This window comes from Thalassospira australica (genome assembly GCF_000763295.1).
In the GTDB taxonomy this organism is placed as follows: domain Bacteria; phylum Pseudomonadota; class Alphaproteobacteria; order Rhodospirillales; family Thalassospiraceae; genus Thalassospira; species Thalassospira australica.
Window position 1 is genome coordinate 147,534 of sequence record NZ_JRJE01000003.1, and the last position, 19,059, is coordinate 166,592.

At 54.2% G+C, this 19,059-nt stretch carries 16 protein-coding genes and 2 tRNA genes; 10 read left to right on the plus strand and 8 right to left on the minus strand.

Annotation, left to right across the window (positions count from 1 at the left end; translation table 11 throughout):
• The gene (locus JF44_RS0102380) at window positions 1-1,143 is read left to right on the plus strand and encodes an ABC transporter permease (protein ID WP_081944310.1); all 1,143 of its coding nucleotides are present in this window, start codon (window positions 1-3) and stop codon (window positions 1,141-1,143) included.
• Between the two features lie 54 nt (window positions 1,144-1,197).
• Here JF44_RS0102380 and JF44_RS0102385 read toward each other — a convergent pair.
• Both JF44_RS0102385 and JF44_RS0102390 read right to left on the minus strand, forming a co-directional pair.
• A tRNA-Val gene (locus JF44_RS0102385) sits at window positions 1,198-1,274 on the minus strand.
• Window positions 1,275-1,290: 16 nt separating this feature from the next.
• A tRNA-Val gene (locus tag JF44_RS0102390) sits at window positions 1,291-1,367 on the minus strand.
• A 234-nt stretch (window positions 1,368-1,601) separates the two neighbouring features.
• On the opposite strand from JF44_RS0102390, the gene JF44_RS0102395 reads away from it, so the two are divergent.
• The 3 genes from JF44_RS0102395 to JF44_RS0102405 all read left to right on the plus strand — a co-directional run bounded on the left by JF44_RS0102395 (window position 1,602) and on the right by JF44_RS0102405 (window position 4,433).
• Window positions 1,602-2,468 (plus strand): N-formylglutamate amidohydrolase, encoded by an 867-nt coding sequence (locus JF44_RS0102395; protein WP_033067342.1) that lies wholly within the window; start codon window positions 1,602-1,604, stop codon window positions 2,466-2,468.
• Window positions 2,468-3,046: a GNAT family N-acetyltransferase gene (locus JF44_RS0102400; protein ID WP_033067343.1), complete on the plus strand. Its 579-nt coding sequence runs from the start codon at window positions 2,468-2,470 to the stop codon at window positions 3,044-3,046. The genes JF44_RS0102395 and JF44_RS0102400 overlap by 1 nt, the downstream gene beginning before the upstream one ends.
• 697 nt (window positions 3,047-3,743) lie before the next feature.
• Window positions 3,744-4,433, plus strand: a complete 690-nt coding sequence (locus JF44_RS0102405) for a tetratricopeptide repeat protein (protein ID WP_156111567.1) — start codon at window positions 3,744-3,746, stop codon at window positions 4,431-4,433.
• Window positions 4,434-4,440: 7 nt separating this feature from the next.
• Here the strand turns inward: JF44_RS0102405 and JF44_RS0102410 are convergent, their stop codons facing one another.
• From JF44_RS0102410 to dgcN, 3 genes are all read right to left on the minus strand, one after another.
• Complete coding sequence (locus JF44_RS0102410; RefSeq protein ID WP_081944315.1) at window positions 4,441-5,637, minus strand: GGDEF domain-containing protein; 1,197 nt, start codon at window positions 5,635-5,637, stop codon at window positions 4,441-4,443.
• A 371-nt stretch (window positions 5,638-6,008) separates the two neighbouring features.
• The gene (dgcA, locus tag JF44_RS0102415) at window positions 6,009-6,989 is read right to left on the minus strand and encodes an N-acetyl-D-Glu racemase DgcA (protein WP_033067345.1); all 981 of its coding nucleotides are present in this window, start codon (window positions 6,987-6,989) and stop codon (window positions 6,009-6,011) included.
• A gap of 1 nt (window position 6,990) precedes the next feature.
• Window positions 6,991-7,995 (minus strand): N-acetyltransferase DgcN, encoded by a 1,005-nt coding sequence (gene dgcN / locus JF44_RS0102420; protein WP_033067346.1) that lies wholly within the window; start codon window positions 7,993-7,995, stop codon window positions 6,991-6,993.
• Between the two features lie 271 nt (window positions 7,996-8,266).
• On the opposite strand from dgcN, the gene JF44_RS0102425 reads away from it, so the two are divergent.
• The 5 genes from JF44_RS0102425 to JF44_RS0102445 all read left to right on the plus strand — a co-directional run bounded on the left by JF44_RS0102425 (window position 8,267) and on the right by JF44_RS0102445 (window position 14,279).
• A complete protein-coding gene (locus tag JF44_RS0102425; RefSeq protein WP_033067436.1) occupies window positions 8,267-9,616 on the plus strand; it encodes a glutamine synthetase family protein in 1,350 nt (449 codons plus the stop codon).
• A gap of 224 nt (window positions 9,617-9,840) precedes the next feature.
• Window positions 9,841-10,947 carry a polyamine ABC transporter substrate-binding protein gene (locus tag JF44_RS0102430; protein ID WP_033067347.1) on the plus strand — a complete coding sequence of 369 codons (1,107 nt, stop codon included), beginning with the start codon at window positions 9,841-9,843 and terminating at the stop codon, window positions 10,945-10,947.
• A 391-nt stretch (window positions 10,948-11,338) separates the two neighbouring features.
• Window positions 11,339-12,505 carry an ABC transporter ATP-binding protein gene (locus JF44_RS0102435; RefSeq protein ID WP_033067348.1) on the plus strand — a complete coding sequence of 389 codons (1,167 nt, stop codon included), beginning with the start codon at window positions 11,339-11,341 and terminating at the stop codon, window positions 12,503-12,505.
• Window positions 12,502-13,443, plus strand: coding sequence for an ABC transporter permease subunit (locus JF44_RS0102440; RefSeq protein ID WP_033067349.1), 942 nt, complete (start codon window positions 12,502-12,504; stop codon window positions 13,441-13,443). The genes JF44_RS0102435 and JF44_RS0102440 overlap by 4 nt, the downstream gene beginning before the upstream one ends.
• A complete protein-coding gene (locus JF44_RS0102445; RefSeq protein ID WP_033067350.1) occupies window positions 13,440-14,279 on the plus strand; it encodes an ABC transporter permease subunit in 840 nt (279 codons plus the stop codon). The genes JF44_RS0102440 and JF44_RS0102445 overlap by 4 nt, the downstream gene beginning before the upstream one ends.
• A gap of 96 nt (window positions 14,280-14,375) precedes the next feature.
• Here JF44_RS0102445 and JF44_RS0102450 read toward each other — a convergent pair whose 3' ends face one another.
• Window positions 14,376-15,086, minus strand: a complete 711-nt coding sequence (locus tag JF44_RS0102450; RefSeq protein WP_033067351.1) for a TetR/AcrR family transcriptional regulator — start codon at window positions 15,084-15,086, stop codon at window positions 14,376-14,378.
• 244 nt (window positions 15,087-15,330) lie between these two features.
• Complete coding sequence (locus tag JF44_RS0102455) at window positions 15,331-15,789, minus strand: Lrp/AsnC family transcriptional regulator (protein WP_033067352.1); 459 nt, start codon at window positions 15,787-15,789, stop codon at window positions 15,331-15,333.
• 204 nt (window positions 15,790-15,993) lie between these two features.
• On the opposite strand from JF44_RS0102455, the gene ald reads away from it, so the two are divergent.
• Window positions 15,994-17,109 (plus strand): alanine dehydrogenase, encoded by a 1,116-nt coding sequence (ald, locus tag JF44_RS0102460; protein WP_033067353.1) that lies wholly within the window; start codon window positions 15,994-15,996, stop codon window positions 17,107-17,109.
• A gap of 66 nt (window positions 17,110-17,175) precedes the next feature.
• Here ald and ilvD read toward each other — a convergent pair whose 3' ends face one another.
• The gene (gene ilvD / locus JF44_RS0102465; protein WP_033067354.1) at window positions 17,176-19,029 is read right to left on the minus strand and encodes a dihydroxy-acid dehydratase; all 1,854 of its coding nucleotides are present in this window, start codon (window positions 19,027-19,029) and stop codon (window positions 17,176-17,178) included.
• Window positions 19,030-19,059 lie beyond the last annotated feature (30 nt).

Consider the following 19,059-nt stretch of genomic DNA (forward strand, 5'->3'; position numbering starts at 1 on the left):
ATGGGCATGCGCGAAATCAGCAATATCTATCGCCTTGGGGTCAAGGAACTGTTCAGTTTGCGGCGTGATGTCGTTTTGATGGCGCTGATTGTCTGGGCGTTTTCCTTTGCGATCTATAACGCCGCGACCGGGTTTTCCCATGATTTGCGCAACGGTTCGATCGCGATTGCCGATCAGGATGGTTCCGCACTTTCGCTGCGCATTGCCGATGCGTTGCTTGATCCCTATTTCCAGACGCCAAAATCCATCGCCGAACGCGATATTGATGCCGCAATGAATAGCGGTGAATTTACCTTTGTGCTGGTGATCCCACCGCGTTTCGAAGCAGATATCGTTGCCGGGCGCAGCCCGGAAGTTCAGCTAAACATTGATGCCACTGCCATGATGCAGGCCGGGATCGGCGAAGGCTATATCAGCAACATCATTGCCCAAGAGGTCAGCACCTGGCTTGGCGGCAAATCGGCCTGGGCCGGACAGAACAGCGAGAGTGCCGCGTCCATCGTTACGCGCTATGCCTATAATCCCAATGTCCAGAGCGAATGGTTCACCAGCACGATGGAAATCATCAATGCGGTGACGATGCTGTCGATCATTCTTTCGGGGGCGGCCCTTATTCGGGAACGTGAACATGGCACAATCGAACATCTGCTTGTGATGCCACTCAGCCCGATCGAGATCATGCTGGCGAAAGTCTGGGCCAACGGGCTTGTGATTTTGATTGCCTGCATGCTGTCGCTTGTTTTTGTCGTGCAGCTTGTGCTGGGCGTGCCGCTGGTCGGATCGAAGCTTTTATTCATGGGTGGGGTGGTGCTGTATCTGTTCTTTGGTACAGCCTTGGGCATTTTCCTTGCGACCATGACGCGCTCCATGCCGCAATTTGGTTTGCTGTTTATTCTGGTGGTCTTGCCGTTGCGATTGCTTTCGGGGGGCAGCACGCCGATTGAAAGCATGCCCGAAACGCTTCAGAACATCATGCAATTCTCGCCCGCGACCCATTTCGTCAAATATGCGCAGGCCATCCTGTTTCGCGGGGCGGGCATTGGGGTGGTCTGGCCGGAATTCCTGCTGGTGTTTGTTATCGCCACAGGGTTCTTTGCCTTTAGCGCCATGCGGTTCAGGAAAAGTATCGCGCAGATGCGATAAAATGGTTTGGACCAGACACACAAAACCCCGCGCGGGAACCCGGCGGGGTGGGAATGGTGGGCCTAACAAGACTCGAACTTGTGACCTCTCGCATGTCAAGCGAACGCTCTAACCAACTGAGCTATAGGCCCCTATGGGTGCGAAAGATGGTGGGCCTAACAAGACTCGAACTTGTGACCTCTCGCATGTCAAGCGAACGCTCTAACCAACTGAGCTATAGGCCCGCAAATCCATCTTTCAAAAGACCAGCTCTTTCTGGGTGAAAGAACGGTCCGTGCCGTTTGCGTCGGCGAGGCGGTATTTAGCCCAAGGCAGGCAAAGGCGCAACCCCAGAAATGGTTTTTTGACAAAAAATGTTCATCAATTCCGTGGCAATTCCCATATGCTAGAAGATATCAATCGCGTGGATCGCAGGAACCCCGATATCGCGTCACCAGGGATGGGTTTTACGAAAGACAATGAACCAACTGCCTTCGGAAATGGCCTCGACCGGCCCCGCCACCGTCATCCTGCCCCCGCGGCAAACCTTGCCCGTGGTATTTGCATCGCCGCATTCGGGCCGCCAATACCCGCAGGATTTGATCGCGCAGGCCCGGATCGGGTCGTTTGAGCTGCGTGCGTCCGAAGATGCCTTTGTCGATCAATTGTTCAATGCCGCCCCAAAATTGGGCGCGCCGTTGCTGTGTGCGACGTTTCCGCGTGCCTATGTCGATGTGAACCGGGCGGCGATGGAACTTGATCCGCGGATGTTTGACGGTGATCTGCCAGATGATTCTGACATCAATTCGATGCGCGCGCTTTCGGGACTGGGATCCATCCCGCGTGTGGTCAGCGGCGGGGTCGAGATTTACAAGGGCCGCCTGCCCGTCGACGAAGCCTTCATGCGCATTGACACTTTTTACCGGCCCTATCACGGCGCTTTACAGAAATTGATCGACCAAACGCGCGATCATTTCGGTTACTGCATTCTGATTGATTGTCATTCCATGCCCGGTGATTCTTGTGACAGCATGAAAAACCGCGTTGATCTGGTGCTTGGCGATTGCTATGGAAGTTCCTGCCACCCGTCATTGACGCGGTTTGTGGAGGATTGCTTTCGCGATATGGGCTTTGCCCCGTCGCACAATGATCCATATGCCGGGGGCTATTGCACACGCCATTACGGTCGCCCGCAAGAACATGTGCATAGCCTTCAGATCGAGCTGTCACGCGCGCTTTATATGGATGAAGCCACAATCAGCCCACATCGCGGATTTGACGTTCTGCGCGACCAGATGACGGATCTGATCACGCGCTTCCATGATCTCGACGGGACCCTGCTTTAATGACAGACACCACCGACACCAGCGACGTTTTGAGCGATCTGGTCATCCGCGATGCCGAACCCGCCGATTTCGAACGCATCACCGAGATTTATGGCCACCATGTTTTGCATGGGCTGGCGTCATTTGAAGAACGCGCCCCGGAAATTGCCGAACTGACATCGCGCTGGCAACATGTGCGCGAACGCGGCCTGCCCTATCTGGTGGCGGAAATTGACGGCCGGGTTGAGGGATTTGCCTATGCCGGGGCCTATCGCACCCGCCCGGCATACCGCTTTACCGTCGAAGACACGATCTATATTGCACCTGATGTGGTTGGCAAGGGGGCCGGGCGGGCACTGCTGTCCGAGTTGATTACCCGTTGCACAGCGCTTGGTTATCGCCAGATGGTCGCAGTGATCGGCGATAGCGCCAACGTGGCCTCTATCGGGCTGCATGCGCGTCTGGGCTTTCGGGTTGCCGGAACATTGCAGTCCGCAGGCTTCAAACTGGGCCGCTGGGTCGATAGCGTGATCATGCAACGCGGCCTGGGCGACGGAGACAGCGACACCCCGCAAGGCAAGCCAAAGCACGAGAAATAAACAAATTTAAGACACATGCACAAAAGGCGCGGCCAAATGGCTGCGCCTTTTTGTTTTGCAACGCTGCCTTTTAGTGGAAACAGGCAACGACGCACCCCAGTTGATTTGCGGCGCACCATTTCGCGAATTTGGAAATCATTTATGTATTCAACGGCGGAGCATATGCTCAAAACGCCATAACATCCTGAATTTAGACAAAAAAAAAGGCCGCCTGTGACAGCGGCCCAAGTCTAGGGAGGAAACGTCCAAGAAACGAGCGACAAGTCGCTCGCCGGAATGCACTGCGTCCTACCGCAGCGCACAAATGGAGATTACTGATTTGCCGGGGAGGACGCAACAGGTTTTTGACTATTTTTTTGTCAGAAATATTACTGCTACTTTTTTATGCATACTTTCGATGCATTCACCGCAATAAGCCCGATTTTTTGCCATCTTGCGGTTACTTTTTGATCATTGAAGAAAATGGAATTTTCGGAATACGTCAAAGACTCGGCGCGAATCCGATGCCATTCCACACCGAGAATGCAGCTTTTAACCGTCTGGATTCCCGATATAGACCAGAATCAGAGCACATCCCGCACCCTGCCCACAGACATCAACACAGACGCATCCACCTTGCCCGCAGGCGCAGTCTTTCATAAGCTTGGTCAATCGGGGAAAGCTTTTACGCACCAAACACAATAGGAAGCACGACGACGTGACCGGGCACCTGCTGCGTATATTTACGTTGATCACCGTCCTCATGCTGGGCACCAGTCAAAGTGTGGCCGAGGAAAGGCTTTCTTTGTGTGACCGGATTGGCGCTGTCCCCAAGGACAAAAACGCCATCAGCGATCCTGTTGAAAAGCGGGCATATAACCCTTTTGCAGTTGGGCGGGCATGCGCCGAGGCCCTTAAAGAAAACCCTGACAATCCGCGGCACATGTATCAACTGGCCATCTCATTGATGTTGCTTGGCGAATATGATTTGGCACTCGAAACAATAAAGCAGGCAGCAAACCGCAAATACCCGGCAGCACAAGCGTTCCTTGATCGCATGGACGAACGCAGGCGATCATATGGCAACGATCAGAACACCGACGAAATCCGTCAGGATATTGACCCATGCGACCAATCAGGCAGTATTTACGCTGACACACAACGCATTGGCGCGGCCATCGCACCGGAAGAATACGACCCCGTAGAGGCCGAAGCTGCATGTCGCAAGGCTGTGGAAAAGGACCCGGATCATCGCAGATTTAATTTCCAGCTCGGCGCCGCACTGTTTGGATTGAAGAAACCGAAAGAAGCCCTGCCCTATCTGCAGAAAGCTGCAGACCAGAACTATTTCGCAGCACAGGCGCTTTTGTTCCAATTCATGCAGAAGCTTGAGGATAAAGAGGAATAAAGGCGATTTAATTCGCAGCCTGATCCGCCGATTTCGACTTCGCCGCACCTGGAATCTTGGTGCGCGCCGGGGATTTCTGCCCAGAGTAACCTTTGGCGATCATATCGTCATGGTCGCTGCGTTTTTTGGCCTCGTACATGCGCTGATCAGCAAGATCAATCAGGTTTTGCGGCAGGGAAATGGCATCTTCGATCCGTTCTGACAGGCCGACACTGGCTTTTTGGACCTGACCGTCTTCGAGCTGGGCCAGACCGGGTGCCATGACGCGTTCAAGCACCTCTGTCGCCTTGACGCTGTCGAGTTCGGGCAACAGGATCAGAAATTCTTCCCCGCCCCAGCGCACGACAAGATCAGAGCGACGGAACCGCTGCACCAGATTGCCGCCAACCTCGCCCAGGATGCGATCACCGTAATCGTGCCCATAACGGTCATTGATCTGTTTGAAGTCATCAAGATCAATGAAGGCCACGGTATAAGGGACGTTCTTGCGCAAAGCACCATCAAAGCTGACCCGAATCATTTCCATGCCAAAGGCACGGGTATAGCACCCGGTCAGCGGATCAATGGCAATTTCGTGGGCCGCAGCAATGGTGCGATACAACTGCACCAAGGCAGAAAACAGCGCGAGCGGCAGCAACACCGTCAACAGCATCTCCAGCGGAATCGCCCCGGTCGAAAGCCCGGATTGCCCCCCGACCAGCAGCAAGCCCACAAGCGGGAATGCCAGAAGGGCCGCCTCGGCCAGCGTGACAGGCATGATGGCAATCATCACGACAAGCCCCAGAACCAGCACACTGTTTGTCGTTTGCATCCGGTCTGACGCCAATACATCATGACTGCCAAACCCGCACAGCAAGCTTGCAGCAATGATCAGCATCACCATCGAAAGATATGGTGTCCGGCGGTTCCAGCGCGCACTGACCGCACGGTTCAAAACCACGGCAAGAGCGACACCGGCGACAAGAAGGCGCATTATCGACGTTTGGGAAAACCACATGTCTGCGGCAAAAGAACCATCCCAGAACGGGGCCGCAAACATAAGGACAAGCACGAACAAGGCAGCAAACCGTGCAGAAAGCTGGATCGATTCCTTGCGGCGCAAATGCATCAGTTCGGCATGACGGGGCGTGTAGAGAAAGTCCCGATAGCAACACCGAAAACCCCTTACGGGCAGGTTGCCATTTTTGAGAGGACTTGTTTTCACGCGGATTTGCTCCAACCACTTGATATGCGGAGACATCCCCGCCCAACTTCCAATCGTTTAACTTTCCCTTAATTACGAAAATACACAACTATACATTAGGGGTGGCGCAATCAGTTTCGCCGCCAAAAAAGCCCCTCTTAAACAAGGGCACTTCGGCAAACTATTGATTGATAAACAAAAAATTCATAATTGCCTCTAGGCAATTTCCCGTAAAAAGAACGCAACCACCTATAGCGATGCTACCAATAGCTGCAAAACCATGAGTTTCGTCCCGCAAAAAGGAAACGGCGCGCCGGGAATCCGACGCGCCGTTCCAAATCATTTTGCCGACTCATTTGCCAAGTCATTGCTTGCGCAGCAAAAAGCTTCGATCAGCCCCACAAATCGCGATCAGGCAATCCCATCACACCATTGGTGAAGGTCAATGCATTTTCACGGTCCTTGGCCATCCAGATCGGACCATCGAGATCGACAATCCGCGACATCGCACCGGGAATCATCGCCGGCGCCATGGCAAGAGACGTTCCGACCATGCAGCCGGTCATCAGTTGCATGCCTGCCTTAGATGCGGCCTCGGCCAATTCAAGCGCGCCGGTAAGGCCACCGGTCTTGTCGAGCTTGATGTTGATCATGTCATAGAGATTGGCCAGACGCGGGATATCCGCCATCGTGTGAACCGACTCGTCCGCGCACAGAAGAACCGGGCAATCGATATCGATCAGACCATCATCCTGCCCGGCAGGGAGTGGTTGTTCGATCATCTCCACACCCAGACCATCAAGTTCGGCACCGATATCTTCGAGCAGATCAAGTGACCAGGCTTCGTTGGCATCAACAATGATGCGCGCCTTTGGCGACCCTTCGCGCACGGCGCGGACCGACTCAAGGACGTTTTCGCCATTGAGTTTGACCTTAAGCAGCGGCGCATGGGCGATCTTGCGGGCGGCTTCACGCATGTTATCGGGGGTATCAATCGACAGCGTTTCAGCCGTAATCAGACCTTCGGGTGCCTTGTGCCCGATCATTTCCCAGACACGACGCCCTGTGCGCTTGGCTTCAAGATCCCAATAGGCACAGTCAACCGCATTGCGCGCCGCCCCTGCCTTCATGGCATCCTGAAGTTCCTTGCGGGTCATGCCACGCGCAAGTGCATCGGCCTGCGCTTCGATGTCGGCAATGACGCCTTCCACCGTTTCGCCGTACCGGGCATAGGGAACGCATTCCCCGTACCCGGTATTTTCACCTTCTGTCAGGGTTACCTTGACCACATGCGCCTCGGTCCGGGCACCGCGCGAGATTTTAAAAACCTGCGCGAGCGGGAAGACCTCGGATACCACATTGAGTTTTGGCAACTTAAATCTCCTGCAGTTTATCGACGATGGACGCCACACCGGTCCGAACCGGGTCAACCGCCGGAAGACCGAATTCGGCTTCGATATCAGCCAGAAGTTTGGTTGCAGCTGCGTCATCAAGCGCCTTGGTGTTGACGGCAAAACCGACAACCTTGCAGGCCGGGTTGGTGAGCTTGGCGTGCTGCAGGTTAACTTCAAGGCAGGTTTTCAGATCCGGCAGCTTGTAGCCCGGCAGACCGCGCATATGTTCGCGGGTTGGTTCATGGCAAACGATAAGCGCGTCGGGCTGGGATCCGTGGATCAGACCCATGGAAACACCGGCAAACGATGCGTGGAACAGGCTGCCCTGCCCTTCCATGACATCCCAGTGATCAGGATCATTGGCCGGTGCAATGGTTTCAACCGCCCCCGAAATAAAGTCGGAAATCACCGCATCAACCGAGATGCCTTCGCCGGCGATGAAGATACCGGTCTGGCCGGTTGCACGGAAATCGGATTTGATGCCGCGTTTTTTGAACTCGGCATCAATGGCCAGAGCGGTGTACATCTTACCGACCGAACAGTCGGTACCAACGGCCAGAACGCGCTTGCCAGAACGTTTTTCGCCATTACCGACCGGTACTTTGCCGTCGAAGTGACGTACGTCAAACAGATTTACGCCCTTGGCCTTGGCTGCCTCGACAAGTTCGGGGATTGTCGAAAGACGGGTGTGCAGACCATTGGCGATGTCCATGCCGGCATCAATGGCAGCCAGCAAGGTTTCCATCCATGCCGGGCCGATAATGCCACCACGGTTGGCAACACCAAGAACCAGGGTTTTAACGCCAGCTGCCTTGGCTTCGGCGATCGTCATTTCCGGAAGACCGAGATCTGCCTTGCAGTTCGGCAGGCTGAGCTGACCGACGCACCATTCCGGGCGCCATTGCTTGATGCCGATTGCGGTTTTTGCCGCCAGTTCGTCCGGCGCGTCACCAAGAAACATAAGATAGGGATGTTCGATTTTCATAATACCTCCTTGACCAGCATCCAAACGGTGCCCTTAATATTGTGGTGGGACTATAGCGCAATATGGTGGGATCGTTCCAGAGATATGAAACGATATATTCGACGATCCACCCAATATTCCGTCTATAATTCGAAAAAATAAGGCAATAAGAAAATTAAATACAACACTCTTCGAAGACCAACATCCTTTCTTGTGAATTTTGTCGGGAATGGCCCGAAAAACGCAAGAAAATGCAATTTTGAAGGACTGGCGTGAAAGCGCCCGACTACATATGAGCACCGATCTCAAGACGTGGCTATCTGAGCGAAAAATCGAAGAAGTCGAATGCATTGTTCCTGACATGTCCGGCGTAGCGCGGGGCAAGGTCCTGCCAACGCAGAAATTCCTAAAGGGGCTGGAGGCCAAAAGCCTTGCCATCCCCGAAGCAATTTTCTGCCTGACGGTGACCGGCGGATACCCCGAGGAAACCGATGCATTCCTTGATCCGGCAGAAAAGGATGTCGTCATGGTTCCCGACCCGGAAACCGTGCGCGTTGTCCCCTGGTATGAAGAGCCGACGGCACAGATCATTTGCGACTGCTTCCATTTTTCCGGCGAGGAAGTTTCAACGTCCCCGCGCGGGGTTTTAAGGCGCGTTCTCAAGGCGTTTGAAGAACGCGGCATGAAGCCGGTTATCGCCCCGGAGCTTGAGTTTTATCTGGTCGCCAAAAACACCGATCCGGACAATCCGCTTGAGCCGCCAATTGGCCGTTCCGGCCGCCCGGAGCGGGCATCAAACGCCTTTGGCATTGATGCCATCAACGAGTTCGACCCGCTGATTGAAGACCTGTATGACTATTGCGAGGCCATGAATATCGACGCCGATACCATGAGCCACGAGTCGGGTCCGGCCCAGCTTGAAATGAACTTTAACCACGGCGATCCGCTTGAATTGGCCGATCAGGCATTCCTGTTCAAGCGCACCCTGCGCGAGACAGCGCTAAAACACGGGGTCTATGGCACGTTCATGGCCAAGCCGATGGGCAATCTGCCGGGAAGCTCGATGCATATTCATCAGAGCCTGCTGGACATCAAAACCGGCAAGAACCTGTTTGCTGATGACAACGGCGACAATTCGAAAATGTTCCTGAACTATATCGGTGGCTTGCAGCGCTATTTGCCTGCTGCCATGCCGCTTCTGGCACCGAACATGAACAGCTATCGCCGTTTGCAGCCCTGGTCGGATGCCCCGATCAACATGCACTGGTCGCTGGACAACCGCACCGTTGGCCTGCGCCAACCCAATGGCCCGCCCGCCGCACGCCGGATTGAAAACCGTCTGCCGGGGGCCGATGCCAACCCGTATCTGGCGGTTGCCGCATCGCTTGCCTGTGGTCTTTTGGGCATCATCGAAGAAGTCGATGCCACCGCCCCGATTGAAGGGTCGGGCTATGATCGGGCGCATTCCCTGCCGCGTCACATCCACGAAGCACTGGCAAAGTTCCATCGGTGCAAGCAGCTAAAAGAGCTTCTGGGGGAGGAATTTGCCGCTGCTGTCATCGCGGTGAAGGAAGCGGAATGGGATGCTTATCAGACCGTGATCAGTGCATGGGAACGAGAGCACCTGTTGCTGAACGTCTAGATCACGCGTGACGGTTTTGCGCCGGATCTTGCCGTCCGGCGCAAAAATATTGCATGTTAAATGTACAAATTTCGACTTAATGCGAAAAATGCACATTTTTCCATCTTCTATTTGACAATATCGCGAAGCACTCGAAGGATATCGCCATCATCCCCGGGTTCTGGGGGGCGCAAACAACAGAACCGACGAACATTCAAACGCTGCCACATGGGAGGCTCAGCGCAATGAAAACACTTCTAAAAACCACCAGCTTGGTCGCGGTTGCAACAGCCCTTGCAGGCTTTGCCAGCAGCGCATCAGCGCAGGAAGTTCTCAACATCTACAACTGGTCGGATTATATCGGCGAGGAAACGGTTGCGAACTTCGAAAAGGAATATGGCGTCAAGGTCAACTATGACGTCTATGACAGCAACCAGGTTGTTGAAGCCAAGCTTCTGGCGGGCAATTCCGGCTATGACATTGTCGTTCCGACCTTGGCCGATGCCGAACGCCTGATCAGAGCCAAAATCTTCCAGCCGATCGATAAATCGAAGCTGTCAAACTATGGCAACCTTGATCCGGTCATTCTTGAACAGCAGGCCAAATACGACCCGGATAACAAATATGCCGTGCCGTACTTCTGGGGCACGAACGGCTTTGGCTATAACGTTGCCAAGGTAAAAGAAGTTCTCGGTGAGGACGCGCCGGTCGATAGCTGGGCGATGATCTTTGATCCGAAATATGCCGAGCCGCTGTCGAAATGCGGTCTTTCGTTCCTGGATGATCCGGGCGAGATGGTCCCGCTTGTGAACTTCTATCTTGGTGACTCGCCCGCAGGCGCACCGACCAAGGAAACAATCGAAAGCGCGTTTGCGCAGCTCGACAAAGTGCGTCCGTATGTGACCTATTTCCATAGCTCGCAGTACATCAACGACCTTGCAAACGGGAACACCTGTGTTTCTGTCGGCTGGTCGGGCGATGTCGGCATGGCAGCACTTCGTGCTGACGAGGCAGGCAACGGCAACGAGATCAAATACGTCATCCCGAAGGAAGGCACGCTGATCTGGTTTGATGCGATGATGATCCCGGAAGATGCCCCGAACCCGGAACTGGCACACAAGTTCATCGACTATGTGTTGCGCCCGGAAGTCGAAGCAGACATCGCCAACTATGTTGCCTATGCAACGCCGAACCTGGCAGCGCTGGAACTGGTAGACGAAGAACTGCTGAACGATCCGGGCATCTACCCGCCCCAGGAAGTCAAAGAACGCCTGCGTTCGAAAGTCGAGCCGGACTCACGCCTTCTGCGCACGCGAACCCGTGCGTGGACCAAGCTTAAAACCGGCCAATAAGCAATCCGTACCGATTGCCAGCCTTTGATCTGATCCAGGAGGCGCGATTTATTTCGCGCCTCTTTTGCGTTTGACATCCTGCCACGCGTGACTCGTACAAATGTGTGCAGCAGACCCCGCACAACATCGCGCCCCACCTTATTCCCGACATCGAATAATGCACATTTTCTGAACACCCAAGGGTCTTCTTCTGCCGTTTTTTGGTTCATTTGGTGATGATTGTTCAAAATATCGCACACCCCTCTTTACAGATTGTAGATTTGCTTCATCCTGTTAATCAGAACGAACCGGGATATCAGCGCAGGCACAGCACACAAGGATTGCGCCGCAGGTCATCAGGGACTGTTGTCTGATATCGTTGGTTTATCGCGACATTGAGAACAAGGGGAGAATGCTGGTGTCAGAGGCGGTTTTGGAGGACGCGCATGAGGACGTGCACAAGACGCAACCTTGGAACAATCCAGATGCGGTTCCCTATATCCGCTTTGAGAATGTGACCAAGAAGTTCGGCGACTTCTACGCCGTTGATGATGTTTCCCTTGATATCTATCGCCACGAACTTTTCGCCCTTTTGGGCGGATCGGGCTGCGGCAAGACGACATTGCTGCGGATGCTGGCCGGGTTTGAAGAGCCGACATCGGGTAAGATTTTCATTGATGGCGTCGATATGGCAGGTGTTCCGGCCTATGAACGCCCGACCAACATGATGTTCCAGTCCTATGCACTTTTCCCGCATATGAGTGTTGAACAAAACGTTGCCTTCGGCCTTGTCCAGGATGGCGTTTCGCGCAGCGAGATCAAGCAGCAGGTGGCCGAGATGCTTGGCCTTGTTCAGATGAGCAAGTTCGCCAAGCGCAAACCCCATCAGCTTTCGGGTGGTCAGCGCCAACGTGTTGCGCTTGCCCGATCCTTGATCAAACGGCCAAAGGTGCTGTTGCTTGATGAACCGCTTGGCGCACTGGACAAGAAACTGCGCGAACAGACACAGTTCGAACTGGTCAATATTCAGGAAAAAGTCGGCACCACATTTGTCATGGTGACCCACGATCAGGAAGAAGCCATGACCATGGCATCGCGCATTGCCGTGATGAATGAAGGAGTGATCAACCAGATCGGCACCCCGTTTGAGCTTTATGAATATCCCAACAGCCGCTATACCGCGAACTTCCTGGGTCAGGTCAATCTGATCGAAGGCGTTCTGGTTGATGACGATGAAAAATACGCCGTCATCAAATCCGAAGAAGCCGGGTGCGATATCTATATTGATCACGCCGTTCAGGGCCATCAGGGCATGACATTCTGGGCAGCGCTTCGCCCCGAACGCCTGCGGATCACCAAGGAAGCCCCGGAAGAAAGCAAATACAACTGCGTTGCGGGCAAGGTCGAGGAGATCGGTTATCTTGGCGGGATTTCGACCTATCACGTGCGCCTTGCAAGCGGGCTTCGCATCAAGGTCACAGAGCCGAACTCCACCCGCCAGATCGAGCCGCGCTACACGTGGGAAGACAATGTCTGGGTATCGTGGGAGGCCGGGGCTGCTTCGGTTCTGAACAAATGAGCAGTGACAAGCAAGAGCGTTCCCTTACCCTTAAACAACGTTTTGATCGCTGGATGATCAAACATGGCCGGGTGCTTGTGATTGGCATCCCGTATTTCTGGCTGTTTTTATTCTTCCTTGTGCCGTTTCTGATCGTTCTCAAGATCAGCTTTTCCATGGCCGAATATGCGCAGCCGCCTTATACGCCGCTGTTTTCATGGATTGAAGAAGGCATCACCATCACGGTGAATTTCGGGAACTATCTGTTCCTTTTATCCGACAGCCTTTATGCCACGGCCTACCTTAATTCCATCCGGATTGCCGCGATATCGACCATCATCACGCTTTTGATCGGCTATCCGATGGCCTATGGCATTGCCCGGGCGCAAGGGTCGATGCGCAGTGTGCTTTTGATGATGGTGATTTTGCCGTTCTGGACCAGTTTTCTGATCCGTGTCTATGCCTGGATCGGCATTCTGGACCGCGAAGGCCTGATCAATGCATTTTTGCTGTGGACCGGGATTATTTCCGAACCGCTGATCATGCGCCAGACCGAATTCGCCGTCTATGTCGGCATTGTTTACACCTATTTGCCGTTCATGATCCTGCCGCTGTATTCGACGCTGGAAAAGATGGATGTCAGTCTTGTGGAAGCCGCCCTTGATCTTGGTTGCAAGCCCTGGCAGGCCTTTGCCAAGGTGACATTGCCGCTGTCGATGCCCGGCATTCTGGCCGGATCGCTTTTGGTGTTCATTCCCGCCGTCGGTGAATTTGTCATCCCGGAACTTCTGGGCGGTCCGAATACATTGATGATCGGACGCACGCTTTGGAATGAATTCTTTGCCAACCGTGACTGGCCAATTGCATCGGCAGTGGCGATTGCGATGCTGATCTTCCTTGTCGTGCCGATCATGTGGTTCCAGCATATCCAGACCAAACAGGAGGAAGGCCAGCAATGAGCAACAAACGGTCAACCTTCCTGATTTCCGCCCTGGTGTTCGGCTTTGCGTTTTTGTATGTGCCGATCCTGCTTGTCATCATCTATTCGTTTAACGAAGGCAAACTGGTGACCGTCTGGGCGGGTTTTTCGACCAAATGGTATGTGTCGCTGTTTTCTAATGACGGCATGATTGATGCCGCCTGGAACAGCCTGCGCATCGGGGTGATGTCGGCAACATTGGCACTGGCCCTTGGTACGCCCGCAGGGCTTGTGATGTCACGCTTTGGCCGATTTAAGGGACGCACCCTGTTTTCGGGGATGATTGCCGCCCCGCTTGTGATGCCCGAAGTCATTACCGGTCTGTCGTTACTGTTGCTGTTTGTGACGCTGGAGCAAATGATCGGCTGGCCTGCCGGACGCGGGCTTTCGACCATCACGATTGCGCATACAACATTCTGCGCGGCCTATGTCGCGGTTGTCGTGCAATCGCGCCTGTCGGGGATGGATACCTCGGTCGAGGAAGCGGCAATGGATCTGGGGGCAAAGCCCGCCAAGATCTTCTTTGTCATCACGCTTCCGATGATCCTGCCCGCACTGCTGGCCGGGTGGCTTTTGTCCTTTACCCTGTCGCTTGATGATCTTGTGATTGCAAGCTTTGTCGCCGGTCCGGGGTCAACGACCCTTCCGATGAAGGTATTCTCGTCGGTGCGCCTTGGCGTATCGCCGGAAATCAATGCGTTGGCGACCCTGATCATCCTGACGGTATCGGTGATGATCATCATCGCCAGCCTGATGATCCTGCGATCCGAGCGGATGCGCAGCCGGGCCGCAGCCGGGACAGAGCCGCAACCGTAGACAGACACCAAGCATCGCAAAACGAAAACAGCGCCGGACATTCCATCCGGCGCTGTTTTCGTTTGTCGGCGAAAGACTGTGATTGTCGATTTGACCTTAGCAGTTACCTTCGGCGGCACGACGCATCATTTCCCGGCATTTCATGCCCGGGGCTGAGACCTGCCAATAGGATACCACGGCTTCTTCGGCGGCTTCTTCGAAATCAACGATCAGATTGTTGAGCGCGTTCTGCTCCATGAGCTTTTTCACGCGGTCGGGCAACTGTGACATTTGCCAAAGACCAAGCACCAGCGCATAGGAAGAGCGCATCAGCTTGCTGGCATCGTCGGGTGTGATTTCATAAAGCTCGGCCAGGGCATCGGCGGTTCGTTTGACCATGGATGCCAGAAAACGTCGCTGATTAACGACCAGCTCATCATCCGAACCGGATTCCAGAACACCTTGCGAGAGCGACGCGAGGTAAAGGAATTTCTCGTTCTTGACCAGATATTGCACAAACTGGCGGGCCACACGGGTTGAATCCCGTTCTTCGGGCCGACGCAGGGCTTCCTGATCGATAATGTCGAGATTGTTCTCAAACCAGCCTTTCTGAAAGTGGCGCAGCACTTCGAGAAATAATGCTTCCTTGCTTGAGAAATAAAGATAGAGCGTGCCTTTTGCCAGATTGGCCTTGCGTGCGACTTCGGCGGCTGATGGCAAAGTTCCATCGCCTTCCAGATACAGTTCTCTTGCAGCATCCAGAATATCGGCGCGACGTTGTAGTTTCTGCTCATGACTTCGAGCGCGAACAAGATTGTCTTGTTCCATTTGATTATATTCCCCCAGCGTTTTTCCCCGGGCATATTATTGCATTTTAATTCACCTAAAAGTCAAACTGCGGGGTTGGAATAAATGGACAAAATTCATGAAGCATTGAAATTTCATGGATTTTTCCACCTGAATGCCAGAGCCTTTAGATGAATTGCGGTCACATAAGATCAACCACAGTATAGCAAATTGATCAATTTTCGTAAAATCGTACAGTTTTTGGGCCGATTCGCGCACCCGGTGGTCAGACCGGAAGTTCTGTTGTGCGTTTGACTTCGCGCAGCGTGATGACGGTCTGAACCCGTTCAACGCCGGGCAGTTGGGTCAGAACTTCGCTGTGGATGCGTTCATAATCTGCTGTGTCGCTATACACGACATGCACCAAATAGTCGCTTTGCCCGGCCAGCAAATAACATTCGACAACTTCCGGAACCTTTTGAATTTCCTTTTCAAAAGTTTCCAGTGCTTCGCGGGTTTGACGGGTAATTGCAATATTTACGAATGCGTTGCCCGGCTTGCCGATCCGTGCCGGATTGAGAAGCATGGTGTAATGATCGATAAAGCCTGCCTCTTCGAGAAGCCTCACACGGCGCAAACAGGCAGAGGCCGAAAGGTTCACCTTTTCAGCCAGTTCCGCATTGCTGATACGGCCATCTTTCTGCAGCAAACGCAGAATCATCCGATCACGTTCGTCCATCTCCATTCGCACAATCCTCCGACTTAAGCTATGTTCTGTTGAATTATCTAGCAATGATACCACTAAAACCCTCTTGAATTGAAGATTAATTGCCCAATTTTTAGGGTATAATTCAAAAAAATGATAAAAGAGGCATATACTGCCCGGGAATCCCCGGAAACGCCGCGGAGAGACCCCGATTGCCACTGTTTATTGTCGGGAGGAAACGACATGCTGATTGGTGTTCCAAAGGAAATCAAAAACCATGAATACCGCGTCGGACTGACGCCAAGCTCGGTTCGCGAACTTGTAGAACACGGCCACAAGGTTCAGGTCGAAACCATGGCCGGTTCGGGCGTTGGCTTTGCCGATGAGGATTATGTTGCGGCAGGTGCCAGCATCGCCGCGAACGCATCAGATATCTTTGCCACTGCGGAAATGATCATCAAGGTCAAGGAACCGCAAAAAGTCGAATACGAACAACTCCGTCCCGGCCAGTTGCTGTTTACCTATTTGCATCTGGCCCCGGACCCGGACCAGACCGCAGGTCTTGTCAAATCCGGTGCGACGGCAATTGCCTATGAGACGGTTACCGATCGCAATGGTGGCCTGCCGCTGTTGGCGCCCATGTCGGAAGTGGCCGGACGCATGGCCCCGCAGGTTGGTGCGAGCGCCCTTCAAAAAGCCAATGGCGGACGCGGCATGTTGCTGGGTGGCGTGCCCGGCGTAGCCCCGGCCAAGGTCATTGTCATTGGCGGCGGGGTTGTTGGCACCAACGCCGCACGGATTGCTGCGGGGATGGGCGCGGATGTGACGATCCTTGATAAAAACGTCAAACGCCTGACGTATCTTGATGATCTGTTTGGCCCACGTATCAAGACCCAATATGCCACCATCGATGACACCGAAGCACTGGTCTATGAGGCCGACATGGTGGTTGGTGCGGTGCTTGTGCCCGGCGCAGCAGCACCCAAGCTGATCCGCAAAGAACAGCTTTCGCGCATGAAACCCGGATCGGTGATTGTCGATGTGGCGATTGATCAGGGCGGATGTTTTGAAACATCCAAGGCAACCACCCATGCCGACCCGATTTATATCGTTGATGATGTTGTGCATTACTGTGTGGCGAACATGCCTGGTGCAGTTGCCCGTACATCAACCTTTGCGCTGAATAATGCCACCCTGCCCTTTGCGCTTGCCCTGGCCAACAAGGGGTGGAAACAGGCGTGCAAGGATGATCCGCATCTGGCCGAGGGCCTCAATGTTCATGACGGCAAGGTCACCTATAAGGCCGTTGCCGATGCGCTTGGCTATGACCATTTGCCAATCGAAAAAGCCTTGGCCTGAACATCGCCAACATACAACCAAAAATGGGCGCCATCAGGCGCCCATTTTCGTCATGTTCGATTTGGATCAGAATTCGACCTGCGTTACATCGCGGACCGCGCCCTGATCGGCACTGGTTGCCATGGCGGCATAAGCGCGAAGGGCCGTTGTGACCTTACGCTTGCGCGGCTTGGCCGGACGCCATGCTTCGGGGCCTTTGGCCTCCATTGCCTTGCGACGGGCTGCAAGCTCTGCATCATCGATGGCAATTTTGATCGTGCGGTTGGGGATATCGATTTCGATGGTATCACCCGGCTCGACCAAAGCGATATCACCACCAGCCGCAGCTTCGGGTGATACGTGACCGATCGAAAGACCCGATGTCCCGCCCGAGAAGCGGCCATCGGTGATCAGTGCACAGGCCTTGCCCAGCCCCATCGATTTCAGGTAGCTGGTCGGATACAGCATTTCCTGCATCCCCGGACCGCCTTTCGGGCCTTCGTAACGGATGACAACAACGTCGCCTTCCTTGACCTCGCCGCCCAGAACCTTGGCAACCGCTTCGTCCTGACTTTCGCAGATCACGGCCGGGCCGGTGAATTTCAGGATGCTTTCATCCACACCGCCGGTTTTGACCACACAGCCATTAGCCGCCAAATTGCCAAACAGGACCGCAAGACCGCCATCTTTGCTATAGGCGTGTTCGACATCCCGTATGCAGCCTTCTTTTTCATCAAGATCAAGCTCATCCCAATAGCGTTCCTGACTGAACGCGGTCTGGGACGGTACGCCGCCGGGCATCGCACGGAAGAACTTCTGGACAGCTTCGTTGGTGGTGCGTTTGATGTCCCATTTTTCAAGGGCATCGGCCATGGTTTTGGCATGCACGGTCGAAACATCGGTGTGCAGCAGGCCTGCACGATCAAGTTCACCAAGGATACGCATGATACCACCGGCACGATGGACGTCTTCCATGTGGAACATCGGATGGTTCGGCGCAACTTTGGAAAGATACGGGATCTTGCGCGACAGGCGGTCCATATCAGTCATGGTGAAGTCGACTTCGGCTTCCTTGGCAATCGCCAGCAGGTGCAAGACCGTGTTGGTCGAGCCGCCCATGGCAATATCAAGCGCCATGGCGTTTTCAAACGCCTCAAAGGTTGCGATACCACGCGGGGTCGCGCCAATGTCTTCTTCTTCGTAATAACGACGCGCCAGCTTGACCGAGGTACGGGCTGCTTCAAGGAACAGTTCCTTACGCGCACCGTGGGTCGCCAGAACCGAACCATTGCCCGGAAGGGCCAGACCAAGTGCCTCTGCGAGACAGTTCATCGAGTTGGCCGTAAACATGCCAGAGCAAGACCCACAGGTCGGGCAGGCAGAACGTTCGACTTCAAGGACCTGTTCGTCAGAAACGTTCGGGTCAGCGGCCTGAACCATGGCATCAACCAGATCAAGGTGATGTTCCTTGCCTTCGATGGTGACCTTGCCGGCCTCCATCGGGCCACCGGAGACAAACACGCACGGAACGTTAAGGCGCATGGCAGCCATCAGCATGCCGGGCGTGATCTTGTCACAGTTGGAAATGCAGACCATTGCATCGGCACAATGGGCATTGACCATATATTCAACGGAATCGGCAATGATTTCACGCGACGGCAGGCTGTAGAGCATACCGTCGTGGCCCATGGCGATACCGTCATCAACGGCGATGGTGTTGAATTCCTTGGCGACACCGCCAGATGCCTCGATCTCGCGGGCGACCATCTGACCAAGGTCCTTGAGGTGGACGTGGCCGGGCACGAACTGGGTGAAGCTGTTAACGACCGCAATGATCGGCTTGTCAAAATCTTCGTCTGTCATGCCAGTGGCGCGCCAAAGGCCGCGCGCACCAGCCATGTTGCGGCCATGTGTTGTTGTACGGGACCGATATTCCGGCATGGAAGGAACCTCTCTTACTTCGCGGTGTGC

What these genes read in the sequence shown, in the direction of transcription:
- JF44_RS0102380 (WP_081944310.1), top strand. Translation starts at nt 1, where the DNA reads ATGGGCATGCGCGAAATCAGCAATATCTATCGCCTTGGGGTCAAGGAA.
- JF44_RS0102395 (WP_033067342.1), top strand. Translation starts at nt 1,602, where the DNA reads ATGAACCAACTGCCTTCGGAAATGGCCTCGACCGGCCCCGCCACCGTC.
- JF44_RS0102400 (WP_033067343.1), top strand. Translation starts at nt 2,468, where the DNA reads ATGACAGACACCACCGACACCAGCGACGTTTTGAGCGATCTGGTCATC.
- dgcN (WP_033067346.1), bottom strand. Translation starts at nt 7,995, where the DNA reads ATGAAAATCGAACATCCCTATCTTATGTTTCTTGGTGACGCGCCGGAC.
- JF44_RS0102425 (WP_033067436.1), top strand. Translation starts at nt 8,267, where the DNA reads ATGAGCACCGATCTCAAGACGTGGCTATCTGAGCGAAAAATCGAAGAA.
- JF44_RS0102430 (WP_033067347.1), top strand. Translation starts at nt 9,841, where the DNA reads ATGAAAACACTTCTAAAAACCACCAGCTTGGTCGCGGTTGCAACAGCC.
- JF44_RS0102435 (WP_033067348.1), top strand. Translation starts at nt 11,339, where the DNA reads ATGCTGGTGTCAGAGGCGGTTTTGGAGGACGCGCATGAGGACGTGCAC.
- JF44_RS0102440 (WP_033067349.1), top strand. Translation starts at nt 12,502, where the DNA reads ATGAGCAGTGACAAGCAAGAGCGTTCCCTTACCCTTAAACAACGTTTT.
- JF44_RS0102445 (WP_033067350.1), top strand. Translation starts at nt 13,440, where the DNA reads ATGAGCAACAAACGGTCAACCTTCCTGATTTCCGCCCTGGTGTTCGGC.
- JF44_RS0102450 (WP_033067351.1), bottom strand. Translation starts at nt 15,086, where the DNA reads ATGGAACAAGACAATCTTGTTCGCGCTCGAAGTCATGAGCAGAAACTA.
- JF44_RS0102455 (WP_033067352.1), bottom strand. Translation starts at nt 15,789, where the DNA reads ATGGAGATGGACGAACGTGATCGGATGATTCTGCGTTTGCTGCAGAAA.
- ald (WP_033067353.1), top strand. Translation starts at nt 15,994, where the DNA reads ATGCTGATTGGTGTTCCAAAGGAAATCAAAAACCATGAATACCGCGTC.
- ilvD (WP_033067354.1), bottom strand. Translation starts at nt 19,029, where the DNA reads ATGCCGGAATATCGGTCCCGTACAACAACACATGGCCGCAACATGGCT.